This window comes from Saprospiraceae bacterium, assembly GCA_016713025.1.
In the GTDB taxonomy this organism is placed as follows: domain Bacteria; phylum Bacteroidota; class Bacteroidia; order Chitinophagales; family Saprospiraceae; genus OLB9.
On sequence record JADJPZ010000003.1, the window covers coordinates 841,591 to 863,205 of the forward strand.

Annotated in this window: 16 protein-coding genes and 2 pseudogenes; 8 read left to right on the plus strand and 10 right to left on the minus strand. The window is 36.8% G+C overall.

Annotated elements, in window-relative coordinates; translation table 11 throughout:
* Positions 1-18 precede the first annotated feature (18 nt).
* The 6 genes from IPK35_06350 to IPK35_06375 all read right to left on the minus strand — a co-directional run bounded on the left by IPK35_06350 (position 19) and on the right by IPK35_06375 (position 10,004).
* Positions 19-1,869 carry a GHKL domain-containing protein gene (locus IPK35_06350; protein MBK8052896.1) on the minus strand — a complete coding sequence of 617 codons (1,851 nt, stop codon included), beginning with the start codon at positions 1,867-1,869 and terminating at the stop codon, positions 19-21.
* A 170-nt stretch (positions 1,870-2,039) separates the two neighbouring features.
* A complete protein-coding gene (locus IPK35_06355; GenBank protein MBK8052897.1) occupies positions 2,040-3,062 on the minus strand; it encodes a DUF1016 family protein in 1,023 nt (340 codons plus the stop codon).
* Positions 3,063-3,069: 7 nt separating this feature from the next.
* Positions 3,070-4,452 (minus strand): histidine kinase, encoded by a 1,383-nt coding sequence (locus tag IPK35_06360; GenBank protein MBK8052898.1) that lies wholly within the window; start codon positions 4,450-4,452, stop codon positions 3,070-3,072.
* 873 nt (positions 4,453-5,325) lie between these two features.
* Positions 5,326-6,360: a two-component sensor histidine kinase gene (locus IPK35_06365; protein MBK8052899.1), complete on the minus strand. Its 1,035-nt coding sequence runs from the start codon at positions 6,358-6,360 to the stop codon at positions 5,326-5,328.
* Between the two features lie 1,338 nt (positions 6,361-7,698).
* The gene (locus IPK35_06370; GenBank protein ID MBK8052900.1) at positions 7,699-9,039 is read right to left on the minus strand and encodes a hypothetical protein; all 1,341 of its coding nucleotides are present in this window, start codon (positions 9,037-9,039) and stop codon (positions 7,699-7,701) included.
* Positions 9,040-9,791: 752 nt separating this feature from the next.
* Entirely contained in the window at positions 9,792-10,004 is a 213-nt protein-coding gene (locus IPK35_06375) for a hypothetical protein (protein ID MBK8052901.1), read from the minus strand.
* A gap of 371 nt (positions 10,005-10,375) precedes the next feature.
* On the opposite strand from IPK35_06375, the gene IPK35_06380 reads away from it, so the two are divergent.
* A complete protein-coding gene (locus IPK35_06380) occupies positions 10,376-10,570 on the plus strand; it encodes a hypothetical protein (protein MBK8052902.1) in 195 nt (64 codons plus the stop codon).
* Entirely contained in the window at positions 10,554-11,642 is a 1,089-nt protein-coding gene (locus IPK35_06385; GenBank protein ID MBK8052903.1) for a transposase, read from the plus strand. The genes IPK35_06380 and IPK35_06385 overlap by 17 nt, the downstream gene beginning before the upstream one ends.
* Here the strand turns inward: IPK35_06385 and IPK35_06390 are convergent.
* The 3 genes and pseudogenes from IPK35_06390 to IPK35_06400 all read right to left on the minus strand — a co-directional run bounded on the left by IPK35_06390 (position 11,622) and on the right by IPK35_06400 (position 14,070).
* Positions 11,622-13,454: a two-component sensor histidine kinase gene (locus IPK35_06390; protein MBK8052904.1), complete on the minus strand. Its 1,833-nt coding sequence runs from the start codon at positions 13,452-13,454 to the stop codon at positions 11,622-11,624. The genes IPK35_06385 and IPK35_06390 overlap by 21 nt on opposite strands.
* A 53-nt stretch (positions 13,455-13,507) precedes the next feature.
* Positions 13,508-13,888, minus strand: a complete 381-nt coding sequence (locus IPK35_06395; protein ID MBK8052905.1) for a response regulator — start codon at positions 13,886-13,888, stop codon at positions 13,508-13,510.
* Positions 13,889-13,908: 20 nt separating this feature from the next.
* A pseudogene (locus tag IPK35_06400) lies at positions 13,909-14,070 on the minus strand (histidine kinase).
* 380 nt (positions 14,071-14,450) lie between these two features.
* Here IPK35_06400 and IPK35_06405 point away from each other — a divergent pair.
* From IPK35_06405 to IPK35_06430, 6 genes and pseudogenes are all read left to right on the plus strand, one after another.
* Complete coding sequence (locus tag IPK35_06405) at positions 14,451-15,419, plus strand: hypothetical protein (protein ID MBK8052906.1); 969 nt, start codon at positions 14,451-14,453, stop codon at positions 15,417-15,419.
* A gap of 39 nt (positions 15,420-15,458) precedes the next feature.
* On the plus strand, positions 15,459-16,283 hold the full coding sequence (locus IPK35_06410) for a GMP synthase (protein MBK8052907.1): 825 nt from the start codon (positions 15,459-15,461) through the stop codon (positions 16,281-16,283).
* Positions 16,280-17,477 (plus strand): annotated as a pseudogene (locus tag IPK35_06415) (hypothetical protein). Before IPK35_06410 ends, IPK35_06415 begins: the two are co-directional and overlap by 4 nt.
* Positions 17,478-18,486: 1,009 nt before the next feature.
* The gene (locus IPK35_06420; GenBank protein MBK8052908.1) at positions 18,487-19,662 is read left to right on the plus strand and encodes a lytic transglycosylase domain-containing protein; all 1,176 of its coding nucleotides are present in this window, start codon (positions 18,487-18,489) and stop codon (positions 19,660-19,662) included.
* A complete protein-coding gene (locus IPK35_06425; GenBank protein MBK8052909.1) occupies positions 19,617-19,730 on the plus strand; it encodes a hypothetical protein in 114 nt (37 codons plus the stop codon). The genes IPK35_06420 and IPK35_06425 overlap by 46 nt, the downstream gene beginning before the upstream one ends.
* 150 nt (positions 19,731-19,880) lie before the next feature.
* Positions 19,881-20,246 carry a hypothetical protein gene (locus IPK35_06430; GenBank protein ID MBK8052910.1) on the plus strand — a complete coding sequence of 122 codons (366 nt, stop codon included), beginning with the start codon at positions 19,881-19,883 and terminating at the stop codon, positions 20,244-20,246.
* Positions 20,247-20,832: 586 nt separating this feature from the next.
* Here the strand turns inward: IPK35_06430 and IPK35_06435 are convergent.
* Positions 20,833-21,537: a hypothetical protein gene (locus IPK35_06435; protein ID MBK8052911.1), complete on the minus strand. Its 705-nt coding sequence runs from the start codon at positions 21,535-21,537 to the stop codon at positions 20,833-20,835.
* Positions 21,538-21,615: the final 78 nt, after the last annotated feature.

Sequence of the window (21,615 nt, forward strand, 5' to 3'; positions counted from 1 at the left end):
AATTTTTTAGGTTCGTAATTATATGTATAAAGTAATCGTAAATGTAGTGCCAGTATCTTTTTTTGATTCAACTGAAATGTTGCCACCATGTGCTTTCACAATATCATAACTCAAACTCAATCCCAATCCTGTTCCCTGCCCTGTAGGTTTGGTAGTAAAGAAAGGCTGAAATATTTTATCCTTGATAGAGTCGGGAATGCCGTCGCCGTTATCTTTAACAGCGATTAGCAGATGGTTGTTAGCTATTAGCTGCGTGGTGACGGATACCATAGGTTGATATCCTTCTTCTCCTTTTTTACTTCTTTCATGCACTGCGTAAAAGGCGTTGGTGATAAGGTTAAGGAACACCCGGCCCATATCTTGTGGGATAACGTCGATATTTGGGAGCATGGTATCAAAATCTGTAATCAATTCCGCATTAAAATCCTTGTTTTTAGCACGTAAACCATGATAAGCTAGCCGCAAATATTCATCAGCTAGAGTGTTGATGTCGGTAGACTCTTTTGTACCTGAGCTTTTGCGGGAGTGCTCGAGCATGCCCTTGACTATACTGCTTGCCCGTTTGCCATGGTGGTTGATTTTTTCCTGGTTTTGGCTTAAATCGCCAATAATTTCACTTACATATTCTTTATCTTTTTCAGGTATTTCGAGCTTTTCAACTTCTTCCTTCAGCTCTTTGGCAAGATCTACACTGAGCTCTGAAAAATTATTCACAAAGTTGAGAGGGTTTTGTATCTCGTGGGCAATGCCTGCGGTGAGTTCTCCCAATGATGCCATTTTTTCAGACTGGATGAGTTGGGCTTGGGTAGATTTTAAATTGGTCAATGTTGAAGCTAAAACTGCATTTGCCTTTTGCTTTTGCCGATTGTTGCGGTAAAGAATAAAACCAATGATAGAAAGAACCGCAAGTGCTGCAAGAAAAGCATAGGTTCTATTTTTTGATTGAGTTTCTATTTGCTGCTTTTCCAATTCCCGCAAACGGGCGGCTTCGCTGAGTAACACACTCTGAAAGTTGGCAAGGTTCTTGTATTTTTCTTTATTCCACGCATCTCTTGTAGTGAGGGTAAGCCCTTGGTATTTTAAAACACTATCTGGCTGATTGTTGAGCAAATACGCTTTGTATAATACCTCGTAAACTCCTCCGTCTCTAAACCATTTCGTATTTATCAATCCTGGCTCAGAACCTACTTCGTATGCTTTTTTGGCATAGTAAAGGGAAGAATCTTTAACCCCACTATTCTGATGTACCGAGGACAGAGTTCTATATACGAGTAACAACATACGCCTGTTAGTTTCCTTATATTCGGTAGCAACTTGCAGTGCCTGATAGAGATACTTTTTCCCCATTTTATCATTCTTCGCCTTAAAGTTCATACGTGCCAGAGTTAAGATAGGGGAGCTCTTCCATCCACTATTGATCTGTTCGAAAAACTTCATTGACTTCTGTGCATATACTTCCACAGAATCAAGTTGGTCTTCATCAAAGTACTGACTTGCAATTGTAGTCGAAGCAGCAGCTATTCTAAAATCATTTTTGGTTAATGACGATACTCTTATAGCTTCTTTATATTGAAAAATGGCCTGTTCTGTATTTACTGTTTCTTCCATTAATTGCCCATACTGTTGATGGGCAAAACCCGATCTAATTAATCTATATTCGGCAGGTGTTCTATTGCCCAAACCATACGCATTTTTTTCGGAAGCGGGGTTTTGAAAAATTTCAAATGCTTGTAATAAAACTTTCAGTGTTGCTGCATATTCTCCTTTTTGATTTAATGCGTATGCCTGAATAGTCAAAAAATATCCTTCGTGTAATGACTGCTTATTTTTTCTGGCAATAGACAAACCTTTTGTCGTATAAAATAGCATAGAGTCATAATTTGATGCCTGATAGTAATTTGCAATCTCTGCAAATGAGCTTAACCTAATGGAGTCGTGGGTAGCGGTATGGAGTGCATTCCTTAGGCTGTCAATATTGGATTGTTGGGCAAATCCAATTCTGCTTATAAGGGCGAGGAGGAGGACAAGGGTGAGGTTTTTCATGGTTGATTGGTTTTAGAAATTTGCAAATCTGCCATAAGGCGTTCACGCTCCAACTCGGCTTTTAGTTCAGCTTCTGAAGGCAAATACAGAAGGTATTTTGTGGCGAAAAGTTGCTGACTTTCGCTCAATACTGAATATTTTACAACCGCTTCTGTTTTTTCAGAACATAAAATAATACCAATCGTTGGGTTGTCTCCTTCTGTTTTATGGATGTCTTCATACATCCGCACATACATATCCATTTGCCCAATATCTTGGTGCTTCAATCTACCCACTTTGAGGTCAACCAACACAAAACATTTGAGTATATAATTGTAGAAAACCAGATCAATAAAGAAATCCTCCTCATCTGCCCGAATGTATTTTTGGCGAGCCACGAAAGAGAATCCATTACCCAATACCAATAAAAACGTTTGTAGGTTGTCAATCAACAATTGTTCTAACTCACTTTCGTAGAGTTTATGGTCGGGTTTAACATTCAAAAACTCCAATACGTAAGGGTTTTTGATGAAATCTAAGGGGGAATTTTCAATCGAAGCCACTTTTTCAATGGCTTCTTTATCTTGTGTCGCCAACAAACGGTCATAATAAAAAGCATTGATTTGTCGGTCTAAGGCACGGGTATTCCAACCGCTTTTGATGGTTTCTTGCTCATAAAAAACTCTTGCAGACTGATTTTGGACTCGCATCAATAATTTGTAATGTGTCCAAGTCAATTCTCTCCGCAATGCGGAGAGAATTGGAAACTCTTTGTAAAACTGCCTATAATTCCAAAGGCTGGGTTTAGAAAAACCTGTTCCATATTCTCTTTGAAGCCTTTGAGCCAATTCTGCAATTAGATATTTACCATACTCAGCACGTTCTTTGCCTTGTTGTTCTTCTTCCACAATTAATTGCCCAAGTTCCCAATAGGTTTTTACCATACTGACATTCACTGCATTAAATGCGGTCGCACGTCCACTTTCTATGATATGCCGTGCTTCTGAATGTAGATTTTCTATGTTTTTTATTAATTCCATTTTTAGTTTAGTTTATAAAAGGTAATCTCACAATAAACTCACTTCCTTCGCCTTCTCTTGTTTCTACTTCCAAAGTCCCGCCATGCCCTTTGGTAATAATATCATAAGCCAGACTCAAACCTAAACCTGTGCCTTGACCCGTGGGTTTGGTGGTAAAGAAGGGTTGGAATATTTTATCGAGGATTTTTTGAGGAATACCGTTGCCGTTGTCTTTTACCGCTATCTCCAGATGTTTATCAGCTGTTAGTTGGGTAGTGATGGATACGGTGGGTTTGTAATCTAAATCTGTCAAATTCGCATCGCCAGATTGCTTTGCCAAATTTAACAGATTGGCTCTCTCATTTACAGCATAAAAGGCGTTGTTGATAAGATTGAGCAGGACTCTGCCGATGTCTTGTGGGATGATGTCTATCTTCGGTAGATTGGGGTCAAAATGGGTTTCCATGGTGGCATTGAAGGATTTGTCTTTAGCTCTTAAACCATGGTAGGCCAGGCGTAGATATTCGTCACAAAGGGCATTGATGTCGGTGGCTTCTTTTGTACCGGTGCTAGTGCGGGAGTGTTCGAGCATACCATTGACGATATTGCTTGCTCGTTTGCCGTGGTGGTTGATTTTGGTTAAATTTTCTTTGATATCAGTCAAAATTTCATTTTCCAGCTCCTCGTTCCTAGCTCCCTTTTCCTTGCTCCGTTCTTCAAATACTTCTTCTATCAATTCATTACTTACTTCACTGAAATTATTGACAAAGTTCAATGGGTTTTGGATCTCATGTGCGATACCTGCGGTGAGTTCTCCGAGCGATGCCATTTTTTCGGATTGGATTAGTTGGGCTTGGGTGGATTTTAAATCTGTCAGCGATTTTTCTAATTCTTGTGTCCTTTCAGTTACCTGTTCTTCTAGTAGCACATTCTGACGTTCAAGCAATTCCTTTTTTTCTTCTGACATCTGTACCACCTGCTTTGCATTTTCCTGCACATCATGATTGATTTCTCTGAAACGCATGACCACATAGATCATCAACGAAAAAGGAAAGGAAAGGCATGAAACAAGTATTAAATAATAAGTATAAATATACTTCTCAAGAAAACTCTGGGAAATAAACCCAATCAATAAAATTGTGACCAACAAGAATAGTGGAATCATTAATCCAATTACAATGGCCCATTGGGCTCCCTTGAGCGCTTTCCATGAAGTAACTACATAATAGACACTGGAAATGATTAATAGTAAAAGGAATAAACCGCCTATAATTTCGTTTATTTTTTGACCAGGTACAATCAAGTCTGAAATCGTGATTATTACATAAAAAATAACAAGAATAAAGCTGATAATGACATATCGGGAAAACCTACGTTTAAAAATACGGGCCAAAATGAACGGTATTGACATGAAGTACAATAGCGAAAATGTACTTTGCACTAGATTACAAACCCACAGCCAGACATAGGAAATGCCGCCATAAGCAATACCATTGTTTAATGCAAAGGATTGTGTAATCAAAAAAATAGTGAGAAAGCTTGATGCAAGTGAAAAAAACAACAGATTTTTTTCATTTCGGTTCTGAAAGAATAACAACCAGAACAGAAAGCTTAATACGGCACTGAAAGCACCAACTATTGTCCAAACGAAGACCTCATCATTAATAGCTTGCGGGACTAATCTGTTATAATACTTTGGGACCACAACTCTTATCATGTCTCTAAGTCCAACCGTTTTAGCCTTTAATTCATGAGGTGGAAATGGTGATAGATAATCCACCACATGCAGCGAAACGGTGTATTCTTTACCGGGCTTTAAGTTAACCTGTACCGGTAGAATGTTGCCTGCAAACTTGTTTTCCATGTAGGGGGCGCCATTGAGTCCTGTGTTACCAAAGGAAGCAATCTTTTTACCATCAATATACAAATCTGAAGCGGCCCAGGTACTTATTTTAAAACCGAAAAATGTTTCTCCAAAGGTACTATCAGGAATAATTTTTATTCTGAACCAACCTTCCAGCCTACCTTCTTTATCTGCCATCTTTTCGGTGAGTTCGGTAGGCATCAGTCTTTTCCAGCCTGACAACTCAATATCCTTTTTAGCCCAGGCAGTATCATTACCCTGTTTAAAATACCATCCTTTCATTTCGCTGATGAAAATTTGCATACTATCCTTATCAAGCATGTTTTGTTTAAGCAGCAATGTTGTATCCTGAGCCGTGCAAAAATGAATACATACAAACAAAAGAAACGTTAGAATTTTGATTGACTTCATATTGATGATTTAATGGGTTGGTATCTGAGTGATAAATGTCGTCCCCTCTCCCTCTTTTGTTTCTACTTCCAAAGTCCCGCCATGCCCTTTGGTAATAATATCATAAGCCAGACTCAAACCTAAACCTGTGCCTTGACCCGTGGGTTTGGTGGTAAAGAAGGGTTGGAATATTTTATCGAGGATTTTTTGAGGAATACCGTTGCCGTTGTCTTTTACCGCTATCTCCAGATGTTTATCAGCTGTTAGTTGGGTAGTGATGGATACGGTGGGTTTGTAATCTAAATCTGTCAAATTCGCATCGCCAGATTGCTTTGCCAAATTTAACAGATTGGCTCTCTCGTTGACAGCATAGAATGCGTTGGTGATGAGGTTTAGCATGACTCTGCCGATATCTTGTGGGATGACATCAATCTTCGGAAGGTTGGGGTCAAAATGGGTTTCCATGGTGGCATTGAAGGATTTGTCTTTTGCTCTTAAACCATGGTAGGCAAGGCGTAGATATTCGTCACAAAGGGCATTGATGTCGGTGGCTTCTTTTGTACCGGTGCTGGTGCGTGAGTGCTCGAGCATGCCTTTTACAATGTCGGAGGCACGTTTGCCATGGTGGTTGATTTTAGTTAAATTTTCTTTGATATCAGTCAAAATTTCATTTTCCAGCTCCTCGTTCCTCGCTCCCTTCTCCTTGCTCCTTTCTTCCAAAATTTCTTCTATCAATTCATTACTGACTTCTGAAAAATTATTGACAAAGTTCAACGGATTCTGTATCTCATGTGCAATGCCGGCTGTGAGCTCTCCCAGACTTGCCATTTTTTCGGATTGGATTAGTTGGGCTTGGGTGGATTGTAATTTTTGAATAGTGTAAACAAGTCTTTCATTTTTTAAGGCCAATTGTCTATTAGTCTTTCTTTTGTTTGAATAAAAAACTACCAGCCCAATTACAAATAGTGCCAGCAAAGCCACAATACCATATAGATAATACTTTATTTTTTGATTTGTTTTGTTCTTTGCATCCAATAATACAATGGCATTTTCCGATTCCTGCATTTTCTGTTCTGTTTCAAAATTGAGTGAACGGTTATCATTTTGTTCGGCGACCAATTGTTCTTTTAGTAAAAATGCTTCTTTCATTGTTTTGTATGCTTCCTGTGTATTGCCATTTGCTGTGTATGCCTCAGCCAATAAAGAAAGTTCTTCAATCAATAGGTTGACATTGTTTAATACTCTAATTTCTTTGTTCTCACTTTGCAATATTGTTATAGCATCATTTGCTTTACCTTTCTTAATCAGAATGGTAGCTTTATAAAAACCAGTTAGCAGTTCACCATAAGAACTTATGATGCCAAGATTGAATGAATCTTTAAGTTGAATAGATTTGTTGATATTGATCAAAGCTGAATCCAAAACATTTTTACTGATATAGTCTGCTGCTTTTTCCTGATAATAGTGAGCATATATTGCTGGCTGTTCATTATATTCTTTCATATACTTTAGCGCAGTATCATAATAGCTGCTGCTATTGTTACTTTTTTCAAGAGTTTTGCACCTTGCCAATTGTAAAAATATGTAGGGTACATCTGTCATCAGCATAGGCTCATCGAGTTGGTTGTAAAATTTTATTGCTTCATTAAGATACCCTATGGCAATGTTTGGCTTTTTTTGTTCAATATAATAACTCCCTAAAACTGCAAACCTGTTAACTTTGCCGGAAATGCCAAAAGATGTTGCGCCAAGATGGATGTTGTAATCTTTCTGGCTATTATTTAAGAAGGCAATTGATTTGAGTTGATAGTACTTTGCTTTTTCAATCAGGCCCAACTTATTATAAGAAGAAGCAAGCACAGTGTATACTATAGAAACAGCTTCAGAGTCTTGTACACTCAAATATTTTTTTTCAGACGCAGTAAAGTATTCAATGCATTCATTTAGTTTACCTGAATTTCTAAAAGGGTGGCGGATATTCCGGAGTATACTTAAATAATTATAGTGCCCATATTTTGATTTACTATTTTCATTCTGTGTCAACCATTGTTGCATAACTGCAATAGCTTTTTCATTTGAAGCAGGTGTATTTTTGTTTATAAGAGCGTAGAAATAGATCGTCGCTATATCATGATAATCATCTTCGTCAACTTTATTTTTCAATTGCCTAATTTTGGTCATCACATCATCTGTCAACAATATATCTTCTTCGCATTTATAGAGCCACTCAAAAACCTTATATATAATATTGGTGTCAGCAGGGGACTTGATGTTATTAAGATAGATAGTTAAAGAATCAACTGGCTTAGTTTTTTGTCCTGTTACTGAAGATGTAAAAAATAGCAGCAGGACTACTGATTGTATAATAGGTTTCAAATGTTTAATCATTTGGAGAGTTGTTTTTTAATTTGTTAATCTTACTAATGGCAATTCTATTATAAAAATTGATCCTTCATCGTTATTATTATCCACTTTCAACTCCCCACCATGTGCCTTCACAATATCATACGCCAAAGACAATCCCAAACCCGTGCCTTGGCCTGTTGGCTTGGTAGTGAAGAAAGGTTGAAATATTTTGTCTTTAATCGTGTCGGGAATGCCGGAGCCATTGTCTGAGATAGAGATTTGAATGCTTTCATTTTTGCTCTGCTCACCCCCGGGCCCTAAAGGGGTGATCATCCCTTTTGTTCTCACAGATACTTTTGGCTCGTATGTAAAATCTGTCAAATTCGCATCGCCAGATTGCTTTGCCAAATTTAACAGATTGGCTCTCTCGTTGACAGCATAGAATGCGTTGGTGATGAGGTTTAGCAGGACTCTGCCGATATCTTGAGGGATGACATCTATCTTCGGTAGATTGGGGTCAAAATGGGTTTCCATGGTGGCATTGAAGGATTTGTCTTTCGCTCTTAAACCATGGTAGGCCAGGCGTAAATATTCGTCACAAAGGGCATTGATATCGGTGGCTTCTTTTGTACCGGTGCTAGTGCGGGAGTGTTCGAGCATACCTTTGACGATATTGCTTGCTCGTTTGCCGTGGTGGTTGATTTTGGTTAAATTTTCTTTGATATCAGTCAAAATTTCATTTTCCAGCTCCTCGTTCCTAGCTCCCTTCTCCTTGCTCCGTTCTTCAAATACTTCTTCTATCAATTCATTACTTACTTCACTGAAATTATTGACAAAGTTCAATGGGTTTTGTATCTCATGGGCGATGCCGGCTGTGAGCTCTCCTAGACTTGCCATCTTTTCTGATTGGATGAGTTGGGCTTGGGTGGAGCGCAATAATTCTAAATTATGTTCGGCCATTTCTCTTTGCATTTTTTCAAGATGGTTTAATTTCCTGATTTTTTTATTGTTCCACCATTGGATTCCAAAAGCGGCCAATACAAAGGTCAACAAACCTATAAAAATATACTTTGCCCTAAGGGAGGCAGATTCAATTTCTCTTTTTTGGAGTAAAAAGACTTGTTCTTTTTGGTCAATAAGTAATTTTTGAAGATTCATAAATTTTTCAACACCTTGTACATTATCTTTAAACTGACTTTCCTTATTTCTAAAATAAAGTGCTCTTTCAAAATTTACTTTAGAAGTATAATGATTTGCCAATAAATGACTTAATTCCATAGCATTTTTATAATATTTATATGCAATGGCTATGTTATATGCTTTTTCAGTATGTATAATAGCAGAATCCAGTAGATTAACTTTATTATAATATTCCCCTTTTAATTGATGTCCGTGCATAATGGTTCTGGTATTTTGTATATTTATAGCTGCATTAATGGTACGATTGATGTAAAGAATAGAGCTATCTAATTGATTGTTGACTAAGTATGCACGAGCTACCTTTGACAATGCGATAGGTGTTCCTCCTATGTTTTTACGTTCCTGAACCAAGTGAAGTAATTTGACTGAAGCCTGTAGTTCTGATTTTTTCATACCCTGTAAGTTATAAAGGTCAGCTAAAAACAAACGAGCCAAATGCTCTTGAGAGTAATCATTAATATTTTTTGCCTCCATTAATGCTTTTGAGAGAATACTTTCAGCCTGTTTAAAATTTTTTAAATCAATATTTAATAACCCTTTTACTATATTACTGCCTATGATGCCAGATTGCAGATTATTTTTTGTCGCTATCGAATCAATAATTTTTACTGTGCTGAAAGCATTGACATAATCTGTTGAAAATCTGTAAACCCAGGCAGTATTAATAAGACTTAGCACCAGTCCTTTAGGGTAATTAATTTTTTTGGACAGCTCATATGCTTTATTATTATATACAATGGAAGAATCCATATCCATATTTCTATATAAATAACCCAAATGAGCCAAGGTTAAAATTTTTGTTGTGTCATCTATCGGATGCTGTAGCTTTTGATAGTATTTCTCTAAAAACGGACTTATTTGGGAACAAATATTTAATGAAATGATATTAAATAAGGCAAGAAGAATTATTAATTTTTTCATTTTAAGTAATTTTTGGTTTTCAACTATGGTCAATCAGGTAATGAAATAATAAACTCACTTCCTTCCCCTTCATTCGTTTCTACCTTTAACTCCCCGCCATGCGCCTTCACAATATCATAAGCGAGAGAAAGGCCCAATCCAGTTCCCTGCCCGGTGGGTTTAGTAGTAAAGAAGGGTTGAAAGATTTTATCTTTGACATGTGTTGGAATGCCGGAGCCATTGTCTGAGATAGAGATTTGAATGCTTTCATTTTTGCTCTGCTCACCCCCGGGCCCTTATATGTTTGCATTTTAAAAATTAATGGTTTCAAGATAAACAAATAATTTATAACTTGGCGGTTGAAGGGGAACACCCCTTGATACTTAGATATCGTCCTTTAGTGTCCCTTTCGCCAAGCTTAATCATGAGGTATAACTTGATACATTGATATCGTATAATATAAGGGAATGTAAGGCTTGACACTTTTTTTAACACATTTTAAAGTAATTTATGTATGAAAGTTGGATTTGAGGACTGGACGCAAGTAAAGGTTATTGTGATTTCAGTTTAATTTCGAAGGGTAATGAATTTACCAATCGCAGGATGAATTTTATTGATAATCAATCCGGTCTTGATGAACTCAAAAAAAGTCTTATCACAGGCACTTTTGTCTATTGATAAAATTTATTTGGCTATTGAAAGTACCGGTGGGTATGAAAACAATTGGTATAATCAATTGGTAAGTTTTGATAAGCGAATCATCATGTTCAGGATTAATCCGTTGCGGACACATCATGAGTCAAAAAAAGAATATGCATCGCAATATTAATGACGCCATCAGTAGTGAAATTATAGCTAGGCATGTATCTGAAAATTATGAGGAACTAGAGAAAGCCAAGCCTAGATCCTTACATTTTTATACTGCGAAACAGATGCACAAAACTATACAAGGATTTATTAAACAAAAGACGAGAAATATCAACCAACTTGAGAAAGTAGTGTATAGTTGTATTCCTGGTCTTTTAACTTTTAGTAAAAATGGCATGCCAAAATACATGTATAAAGTACTTCAAAAGTATCCATCAAAGGCAAAGATATTAAATGCGAAAACAGCTTCATTGGCTAAAATCAAAGGGTTAACCATGGAGAAGGCTGAGGCCATCCAAAAAGCGGTGAAGCTAGATTCAGGGTCGGGTAATACGATACTTACTGAGCTAAATATTAAAACATTGGCCCAAACTATTAACTTATTCTCCACCCAGATCAAAGAACTTCAATCAGAGCTTGCTAAACACGGAGCCAACGACTTAGCGGATTTATTAGTCACAATTCCTGGTTGCGGCATCGAGTCAGCAGTGTCATTAAGCATAGAAATAGAAGATATAAATCGATTTAACAGTGCCGCATCACTTTGTTGCTATTTTGGAGTACACCCAGAAAACCATACAAGTGGTGATATATCAAAGAAACCTAAAATGAGCAAAAAAGGAAGTAGTTCATATAGGGGTACAATATACATGGTAGCTAAAAATGCGATTATGTATGACCCTTATTTTAAAGAGGTATATTCAAATCAAAGAGCGAAAGGTAAGACCTATAACGATGCTTTAGGTGTAATAATGAACAAGTTAACAAGAGTGATCTATGGTATGCTTACAAACAAAGAGGCATACGATTCATCAAAACCTAAAACACAAAAAAACAAACCAGTAGACGCAGATCAGCAAATAGAGAAGTTGGAAAAAGAAACCGCAGATTATAAGGCAGAGCTAGAAAAGATGCAAAACGCACCAGTTTCTCGAAGAGCAGAAAATAAAATAAAAAAGGCAATGGAAGAGTCTCAAAACTCAATTGAAGAGTTGCGCACGAGATCAAAACCATTACCAAGTGCAAACATATAAATTTGTTTGAACTTGGTAATAAAAAACACCGCCAAATATTATAAAATCAACGGTATAACTAAAGGGGTGATCATCCCTTTTGTTCTCACAGATACTTTTGGCTCGTATGTAAAATCTGTCAAATTCGCATCGCCAGATTGCTTTGCCAAATTTAACAGATTGGCTCTCGTTGACAGCATAGAATGCGTTGGTGATGAGGTTTAGCAGGACTCTGCCGATATCTTGTGGGATGACATCAATCTTCGGAAGGTTGGGGTCAAAATGGGTTTCCATGGTGGCATTGAAGGATTTGTCTTTTGCTCTTAAACCATGGTAGGCAAGGCGTAGATATTCGTCACATAGGGCGTTGATGTCGGTGGCTTCTTTAATGCCTGTGCTCGTGCGGGAGTGCTCGAGCATACCTTTGACGATGTCGGAGGCTCGTTTGCCATGGTGGTTGATTTTGGTTAAATTTTCTTTGATATCAGTCAAAATTTCATTTTCCAGCTCCTCGTTCCTAGCTCCCTTCTCCTTGCTCCGTTCTTCAAATACTTCTTCTATCAATTCATTACTTACTTCACTGAAATTATTGACAAAGTTCAATGGGTTTTGTATTTCATGGGCAATGCCGGCGGTGAGTTCTCCTAGGCTTGCCATTTTTTCGGATTGGATGAGTTGGGCCTGTGTGGATTTGAGTTCAGACAAAGCCTGTTCCAATTCACCATTTTTTATTTCTATTTTATGAAATTGATCTTCCAGTACTTTATTGAATTTTGACTTTTGCCGGCTACGAGAGTATATAAATAACAAGCCAAGAGATATAAATATTAACATTAAAGTGAGCAATACAATCCTGTTTCTTGATTTTTCTTTTTCAAGCTTAATAGTGGAATCTTTTTCTTTAAGCTTAATTTTATTGTTCAGCATCAATAAATGAGCTACCTTATCCTTGCCGTATAATAAATCATAAGCCTTTGTCTGGAGTTTCAAATATTTCAGTGTGCTATCCCTTTGCCCCAACATTTCATAACAAGACACCAATACCTGACCCGCGGTATATATGTGCCGGTGAGATTGATTTTGTATAGCCATGTCTATCGACTTTTTGGCATAGATGACTGCAGAGTCGATGTTGTTGTTTTGCAAAAATATTTGACCTATCTGTTGGTTGGCTGACGTAAGGAAAAACTGATTATTAAATTGAGTGCAAAATGCGACAGTTTGTTTATGGATGCGAAGGGCATCTCTAAAATTACCCAATTCCATCGCTACTCTGCCTAAGGCATTATTTCTTGCTGCAAGCATATTCGTATTTCTGATAGTAGGAATAGTATCCCTTACTAATCCGCAGTACATTTTTACTGTATCATATTTTTGAAAGTCGAGATAGACATTGGCAAGGTGGGCATTCAATAATAAAACATCATAACCGGATAAGTGATATTTATCAACCATGCTTAACCCTTCGTTAAACAATTCCAATGATATTTCAGGCTGTCCAATCAATCTGTAACAGATGGCCCGTTGGTTATTGAGTTTGAACAGAATTTTTTTATCCAAGCCATGCATGGATTCATATAGCTCTAAACCCTTCGTCGCATATTCGGCAGCAGCGGCATAATCTCCCACTCTATCCTGATAGCGTGACAAACAAAAATATCCTAACGCGATACCTTCTGCATCATTAATTTGTGTGGAATAATTGATGAGCAGATTTCCTATGACTATGCAACTATCAATTTTATTAGTCCCGTAATACTCGGATTTTTTAAACAGACTGTCTATATACCGATCTCTATGCTCCTGACATTGCGCAAAAAAATAAAATGTCATCAAGGAACTAAAAACAAATATTTTCAAATTTTTTTATCATATTTTCAGAGATGTTAGTATGATTTTATCAACTCATCAATTTCAGATTTAAGCCTGTCAAAATCAATAGGTTTTGTAAAAAATCCAGAAGCTCCCGAGTTCATCGCTCTGTCATAGTTTTCGCTGTCTCCGTAAGCCGATATCATACTTACCTTGATAAAAGGAAATTCTGCTTTGACTTTTTCAAGCATATCCAATCCTGACATACCAGGCATATTGATATCTGAAAATATATATACTACGTCAGGCGGATCCTGACTGTGCAATATATCCATGGCCTCCTGGGCCGAAAATGCAAACTCTATTTCAATCTCTCCGCTTCTGATTTCCTTTCTGAGTTTTTGCCGAAACAGGATTTCAACATCTTTTTCATCATCTACTACTAAGAATTTCATTATTTGATTTTTTAAAGTGATTAAATGTTTAAATTAATTGTGAATGTAGTACCAGTAATTGTATTGGATTCGACTGCGATCTCACCTCCATGCGCCTTCACATTATCATAAGCCAAAGATAATCCTAAGCCTGTCCCCTGCCCGGTGGGTTTGGTAATAAAAAAGGGCTGAAAGATTTTATCTTTGATGGCGTCGGTTATAAAGGAGTTGTTTTCCAGGATGAAAACTCGACTTAAAAGCTTTCTCACAATGTGAGTCTGGCTGTTTCTAGTGATGGATATAGTAGAAAAAGTCTTTGTAACAAAACACTCAGCAATCTCCATTTTTTATTTGTTAATGAGGTTATGATTTCTATTTATACTAATGGATGAGATAAAATTTCAGACCATATAATTATGTAAATATAGTATTTCTTAATGTTGCCAGAATTTTTAACAACGATTATTTTTTTTCAGATAGAAATAATTCTGAATTATTATCATAATTGGAGAAATGCAATTGAAAGATTTTTTTAACTTTGCCAAACGAACACAATATATCATAAATTAAAAAACAAGTCACCATGAAGAAAATAGGAATATTATTTGGCAAGGAAAATACCTTCCCACAAGCTTTTATTGATAGAGTAAACTCAAAAAAGGTCAAAGGTATCACGGCTGAAGCGGTACAAGTTGACGTCGTCGAGCAAGCAGATCCAACAGAATATGCTGTCATCATTGACAGAATTTCTCAGGATGTGCCTTTTTACAGAGCATATCTCAAGAATGCTGCTTTGATGGGTACTGCTGTGGTCAACAACCCATTCTGGTGGAGCGCTGACGAAAAGTTTTTCAATAATTGCCTTTCCAAGACCGTAGGTGTTCCGGTACCCAATACAGTACTCCTGCCATCATTCAACAGACCGGATGATACTTCTGAGCAATCTTTCCGTAATCTCAAATTTCCAACTGACTGGGAGAGAATATTTGACTATATCAAATTTCCCGCTTACATGAAACCACATTCAGGTGGTGGATGGAAGAGTGTATATAAAGTGACAAGCCCGGAAGATCTTTGGGCCAAGCATGCAGAAACAGATCAGTTGGTCATGCTGCTTCAGGAGGAAATTGTATTTGACCATTATTTCAGATGTTACTATTTGGCAGGTGACAGAGTTCATGTCATGCCATATGAACCACGCAATCCTCATCATCTGCGATATGTAGTGGATAATCCTACCAAAGATGAAAAACTATTAGCCACAGTCAGAGATTATACCATCAAGCTGTGTCATGCTTTGGGATATGATTTTAATACTGTGGAGTTTGCCATCCGTGATGGTATTCCGATAGCCATTGACTTTTGTAATCCTGCTCCGGATGCTGATATCAACTCTGTTGGTCAGGCCAATTTTGACTGGATAGTAGAGAATGCAGCAGAGATGGCGATAGAAAAAGCAAAAAATCATAAAGCAAATCAGAATAATCTTACTTGGGGTACATTTATAAGTGATATATTTGCACCTGCTAAAAAAGCATCACCTAAAAAATAGGTTGCTTTTCAGCATTTATTACAATAGTCAGATATCGCAATGGAGCAAAAACTTAGATTGGCAATACTTGATATGAATGATGGCAGACCCAATCAGGGTATGCGATGTATCAGAGATATTACTGCCATGTATAGCAGCGCATTTGAAATTGATGAATTTGATGTTCGTAGTAAAGACGAAGTTCCGGACCTGAGTTATGATGTGTATATATCCAGTGGCGGACCTGGCAATCCTCTAGTGGGTGACGGTATCTGGGACAAAGCATGGTACAAACTAGTCGGAGATCTTTGGGACTACAATCTGGAAAACCATCATCATAAAAAATATGTTTTTTTTATCTGCCACTCCTTTCAGATGGCATGTCACTTTTTTGAATTGGGAACAATAGTGCCCAGGAAGTCCACATCTTTTGGTATCATGCCCGTACATCAAACAAGATATGGTGAAAACGATGCTATTTTCAAGAATCTGCCCGATCCAATGTGGGCAGTTGATAGTAGAGATTATCAGCTGATACAACCTGATCTGGATGTCTTCAGGATGCATGGGGCCAAGATCCTGGCACTTGAGAAAATAAGAACACATGTCGAATACGAAAGAGCCATCATGGCCGTAAGATTTTCTGATGAATTTATAGGCACTCAATTTCATCCGGAGGCCGACCCTATAGGTATGAAAATACATTTTGAAAAACCTGAGGTTAAAGAGCAGGTCATCAAAAATTTTGGTCAGGCCAAGTATGATCTGATGATGGACCACATAGATGATCCTGATAAGATCGAACTCACACACGATACCATTTTACCATTGTTTATTGAGAATGCTCTTGACTCTATTTATGCCAGAAATGCAGTATTGGTATGATACCTGAAATCAGAAAGAAATTTAATGCGGATTTTACAGCAGAGAGATTTGAAGTATTCAAACAAGGGCTGCAGGATATGTATAACCACAAACCCAACTTCAGGGAAGCAGAAACGCCGTTTTTTATTCCAAAAATATTGAAAGAAAGGTTGCTGGAGGCATGTGAGGAAATCACGGATTTGATCCTGCGACCAGACCTGAAAAAAAATATCACAGGGAGCACTCTACGATGAAAATATCATTGTGCCAGGTGAAGATGATCATACGACTTTTCTTCAGATGGATTTTGGCATTTGTCTGGATCAAAATGGAGACCCGTTTCCTATGCTCATTGAAATTCAGGGATTTCCATCGGTCTACTTTTTCCAGTACATGGCTACGATAGCTTACAAAAAATACTATGATCTGCCTGCCAATCTAACTCCCTACTTCAATGGATATGATGAATCATCTTATAAAAAACTAATGTATGATATCATCGTAGGCGACTCGGATCCCAAAAACGTAGTTTTGCTTGAAATTGAACCCGAATTACAAAATACTTATATCGACCTATTGGCTACATCTATAGAATTGGGCATTCCTGTGGTCTGTGTCACCAAAGTGATGAAGGAGGGTCGAAGCCTGTACTACATAGACAAAAATGGGGATAAACAGAAGATCGAAAAAATCTACAACAGAGTCATATTTGATGAACTTCACCAAAGGACAGATCTGCAGATGCAGTTTAAATTTACCGATGACCTGGATGTGAAGTGGGTAGGCCATCCCAACTGGTTTTTCAGGATCAGCAAGTATATCATGCCCTATCTCAAGAGCAGGTTTGTTCCTGAAACACTTTTTTTAAACGAACTGAAAGAAATTCCTTCAGACCTTGAAAATTATGTGCTTAAACCATTGTTTTCATTTGCAGGTGCGGGTGTGATCATAGATGTCACCAAAGAAGATATCGAAGCCATATCAGACAAATCCAATTATATCCTTCAGAAAAAAGTCAATTACGAACCGGTACTGCAATCACCCAACGATCCGGTCAAAGTAGAGTTAAGAATGCTTATGGTATGGCCTGAAAAAGACGAGAGACCCCATGTCGCAGTCAATCTGGTGAGCCTGTCAAAAGGAAAGATGATAGGAGTAAAATACAACAAAGACAAGGATTGGGTAGGGGGCAGTGTGGGCTTGTATGAAGGGTAAAATCCGGTACTTGGTCTGAATTTTGTTTGTATTTTTAGAATACGTATTGTTAAGTCTTAATAGCATACAACACTGATTTTTTTAGTGTGTATAACATATTGCACTTTTGTGAAAAAAATTAACTTGCTACATTTGCCTATACTTACCCCCAACCCCTAAAGTGGAGACCAGCACTAATATTGAAAGCATTGGCGTGGATCGTCTCAAGCGTAGCTTGACAGGCTCTTTAGGGAATGAGGGTAGCGAGGGAATTTAAGTATTTGTGCAATTTGTTATACACACATTTTTTTAGGCATCCAACGTGATAAAGGAAGATTTAACCAAGCTATACAAAAATTGTTAGTCGTCCTTAATGAGTCTATTGCGATATTTCAGGGTACTAATTTAGTCATGGTCTTCAAATCTACCGCCTCTTAATCTGCAAGAAGTCTGGAGTTTTGAAGTTAGAAAACGATTGTGGAAACGATTGTAGAAAGATTTTTTGAATTTTTCTGATTTTAATAATAATCCGAATTTTTAAATGTATTTGTCCATAATCTTCCCTACGAACTTATTATTGTGAACAGAAAATATTCTGCAAATTTTTAAATTATATTGTATTGTAAATTAAATAATTTTGATAATAAATTTTTGCTTTCAATTTTTTGTTTAGTATAGGGGCAAAACATCACACTTTTATGTATCCTTTACAAACTCATTAATATCCATTACCACTTTATTTGGCAATAAACATAAGAAGGCTTCGTTTACTTATCAGGTTTTACACTTATCAATTTTACAGGGTATACACCCAAAAATATTTCAGAATAAAGTTTGGCACAATAGTTGAAAAACAGTTAATTACAGATAATAATTTGTTAACAATTATATTAGGCTGATTTAAAAGTGCTTTTAGTCATACCTTTGCGTCCCGAATTATTTACAATCATCATTCAGCAGTTAAACCAACAGAATGACGATGATCTGAAATAATTTTTTTAAACCCAAAAACGACCCTTTAATTTTTACCATGAACACATTAATGAATATCACAAAAAATTTTGTGATAGTGTGTTTTCTTAACTTTGTATCGATAACGGCATTTACAAAATCCCCCAATAATGCTGAAATCATCACAAGATTAGAAAGTCTTAACACTATCATAGACATGCGCATCACTGAAGAAGTGTTGACTCAAGTAAACTATTCTGTTGAAAAATGGAGATATGACAGCCAGGTTATACTTGGAAGAGCATCCATGTATTTCCCAGTGATAGAAAACGTACTGAGAGAGAAAAATCTACCCGAAGATCTCAAATACATTGCTGTCATTGAATCAGCCTTATTGCCCAGAGCCAAATCAAGACAAGGGGCATCCGGAATGTGGCAATTTATGGAAGGAACTGCCGAGATGTATGGACTTAATATTACCAGACATATCGATGAAAGGAGAGATATTATAATGTCCACTGAAAAAGCCACTGATTATCTTCAGTTACTATATGAAACGTATGGCAACTGGACATTAGCATTAGCTGCATACAACTGTGGAACCGGACGTCTCAATAAAGCCATAAAAAAATCTGGAGGAAGTAAAAATTATTGGACAGTTGCAGAACATCTCCCAAATGAAACTAAAAAGTACATTCCAAGATTTATTGCGGCTATGTATCTGATAAACTATTACTACCATCATGATCTTAATCCCATTCAGGTTTCCGATGAACTCAGGTATACTTCTACAGTTAAAATTTTTCAAAAGACCGATTTACAGAAATTGAGTAAAGAATTTGAAATCGATTATAACCTATTGCAAATACTTAACCCAGTGTATGTAAAAGATTATATTCCGGAGCCAAAAGAAGATCAATACTTCACCTTGACCTTGCCTGACCATAAAATGATGGCATATATTGAAAAGTATAAATCAGTAGGTCAGCTGGTATACAACCCCCTTTCACAAAAAAGACCAGAATTGGTTGATACACGTATTGCAATTGCTGTTCCAAGGTCACCTAAAGACTATATAACTTTTTTGACAAAAGAGATCGTCATGACCAGGGATAACCTGAAAGATAGTAGTATTTATAAAAATTTACCACAAGGCATACTTCAGGGTAGAGAGCGATTCAAACTATATCAATTAGGTAAAAAGAATCATTGGCAGATGTGGCAGAAGCAAAAAACATTCCGCTTGCTTCATTGATCAGCCTAAACAACATTGATGAAACTAAGGGTATACCTCCAGGTAGCATCATTATACTATCTAAATAGTTAACCAATCACCATTGTCTAAATAAGAATAGGACTGCTTTTCATTAGGCAGGCCTATTTTTTTTAATTTATTTTGAGGACAAAATCTTTTTCTGTTCCTTACAATACATATGATCTTTTCCCGTTTATCAATTAAAATCTAATCCTATTATGCAATTCATTCTTAAAACGTTCTCGATTGTGGTCATTCTTACTACATTTATCACATGTACAAAAGACAGTACAACTGAAAGTAACGCATCATGCTCTACAGTGGTCTCCACATATACTAACAATGTTGCCACTATTATGAATGCCTCCTGCGCATCAGCTGGTTGCCACAGTGCTTCGACAAAGGCTGCAGGGTATGACCTGAGCAGCTACAATGGCACAAAATCAGGTGCTGCTAATAGTAAGTTTTTAAAGTCTATCAAGCATGAGAGTGGTGCCGACAAAATGCCTCAAGGCGGAAGTAAACTTCCTGATGCTTCCATTAAATTGATAGAATGCTGGATAGCTAACGGAACTCCACAATAAAATCAATTCGCAATCAAATTGAAATTATTTTTTTCGAAAGGTTAAACTAGTGCTGCCTGGGGTAGCGACGTATTGCCTATTACAACGATTTGAAAAATATTTTTCAAAATGATATATCTTTCAGGTAAATCAACTATTAAGAGTATGCTTTAAATTTTTCTTAGTTGTAAATCTATAAAACCTAAATATCTAAAATGAGTTCCGTAATGAAGATCAAAAGTACAATAAAATAAGCATTTTTGACTACAAATCATACCGTGTGCAGCTATGCTGTAGCATCGCTATGGTGCGAAGTCAAAAATGAACGTAGTGCCTTATTTTGCAGTAATTTTGGTCTGGAATAGGAAATTCATTTAAGATTTTTAGGTAAAAGTTTAGACACTCTTAAGGAATAATTTGATAGATATAGTTTTCTATTTTAAAGATTGTGATTTTGAGAAGGAAATTAAAAATGCATTAAACAATTAAGAGTGTGTTTAAATTTTCATGTTTGAGTGAATGCAAGTAAATTTAACTTTAGACATGATGACTGAATGGCCTCGTTTGTGACGAGAATTTAGTAAAATACTTTACTCGAGAAAAATAATTACTGTCTTCCGTTATACAGAACGATTGAAATTCCGTACAAAAAAAACCTTTCATCAAGAGGTTTGGCAGCTACATAGTTTTTGTCCAGCTGGACATTAAGCTCCTGATCAAAACTGCTCATATCCAGATTGCTGAGTGGTACCTGCACATAGGGTTTGAAGGCTATACCTACTTTCTCTCCGGGAAACTGGAACAGGAGATAAAACTTACTGGCATATCCTGATTCCGAAGTCACAGATTTCTTTTTTCTTGGTGCTCCAAATATATCTGTTTTTGCCCTTGCTGTTCTATGGCCTATAGAAGCACCATAGCCGACCTTTCCAAAATAGTTTTCCACTCCTAGTGAGTATTCTGTGAGGCTCACAAACCATTTGTCCTGGAAGCTCGTCTTATCATTCAATTGACCAAATACATCACTTTTATCGCTCATATTGTGCCATGAAAGCTCAAAACCCACTCTGTTGATCCTGTATCTCAATCCTATCTCCAAGCCGTGCATTGATCTTATTTCATTTAAAGCGTCATCAAGTCTGCCGCCATATTTTCCTATAAAATCTTCATTAAATTTCCTAACGATATTATTTAGATCGTGAGCAGAAGTAAACCCTCCGGTATATCCAACTTTTATATTTAACTGACTCACCAGGACATTCAAATAAATCAGCGTGAAAAAAAATAAGAAGATAATTCTGCGTTGGAGCATGGAAGTTGTTTAGAAAAATTAAAAAGATACGCAAAAATAAATGAAATTTGCGAATCTTTGCAGTTTCTGTAACAAAGT

Excerpts from the sequence above, each read along its gene's own strand:
- IPK35_06355 (MBK8052897.1), bottom strand. The coding sequence starts at position 3,062 with ATGGAATTAATAAAAAACATAGAAAATCTACATTCAGAAGCACGGCAT.
- IPK35_06360 (MBK8052898.1), bottom strand. The coding sequence starts at position 4,452 with ATGTCAATACCGTTCATTTTGGCCCGTATTTTTAAACGTAGGTTTTCC.
- IPK35_06410 (MBK8052907.1), top strand. The coding sequence starts at position 15,459 with ATGGAGCAAAAACTTAGATTGGCAATACTTGATATGAATGATGGCAGA.
- IPK35_06430 (MBK8052910.1), top strand. The coding sequence starts at position 19,881 with ATGCAATTCATTCTTAAAACGTTCTCGATTGTGGTCATTCTTACTACA.
- IPK35_06365 (MBK8052899.1), bottom strand. The coding sequence starts at position 6,360 with ATGCAGGAATCGGAAAATGCCATTGTATTATTGGATGCAAAGAACAAA.
- IPK35_06350 (MBK8052896.1), bottom strand. The coding sequence starts at position 1,869 with ATGCTATTTTATACGACAAAAGGTTTGTCTATTGCCAGAAAAAATAAG.
- IPK35_06420 (MBK8052908.1), top strand. The coding sequence starts at position 18,487 with ATGAACACATTAATGAATATCACAAAAAATTTTGTGATAGTGTGTTTT.
- IPK35_06435 (MBK8052911.1), bottom strand. The coding sequence starts at position 21,537 with ATGCTCCAACGCAGAATTATCTTCTTATTTTTTTTCACGCTGATTTAT.
- IPK35_06385 (MBK8052903.1), top strand. The coding sequence starts at position 10,554 with ATGCATCGCAATATTAATGACGCCATCAGTAGTGAAATTATAGCTAGG.
- IPK35_06395 (MBK8052905.1), bottom strand. The coding sequence starts at position 13,888 with ATGAAATTCTTAGTAGTAGATGATGAAAAAGATGTTGAAATCCTGTTT.
- IPK35_06405 (MBK8052906.1), top strand. The coding sequence starts at position 14,451 with ATGAAGAAAATAGGAATATTATTTGGCAAGGAAAATACCTTCCCACAA.
- IPK35_06380 (MBK8052902.1), top strand. The coding sequence starts at position 10,376 with ATGAACTCAAAAAAAGTCTTATCACAGGCACTTTTGTCTATTGATAAA.
- IPK35_06370 (MBK8052900.1), bottom strand. The coding sequence starts at position 9,039 with ATGCACGGACATCAATTAAAAGGGGAATATTATAATAAAGTTAATCTA.
- IPK35_06390 (MBK8052904.1), bottom strand. The coding sequence starts at position 13,454 with ATGACATTTTATTTTTTTGCGCAATGTCAGGAGCATAGAGATCGGTAT.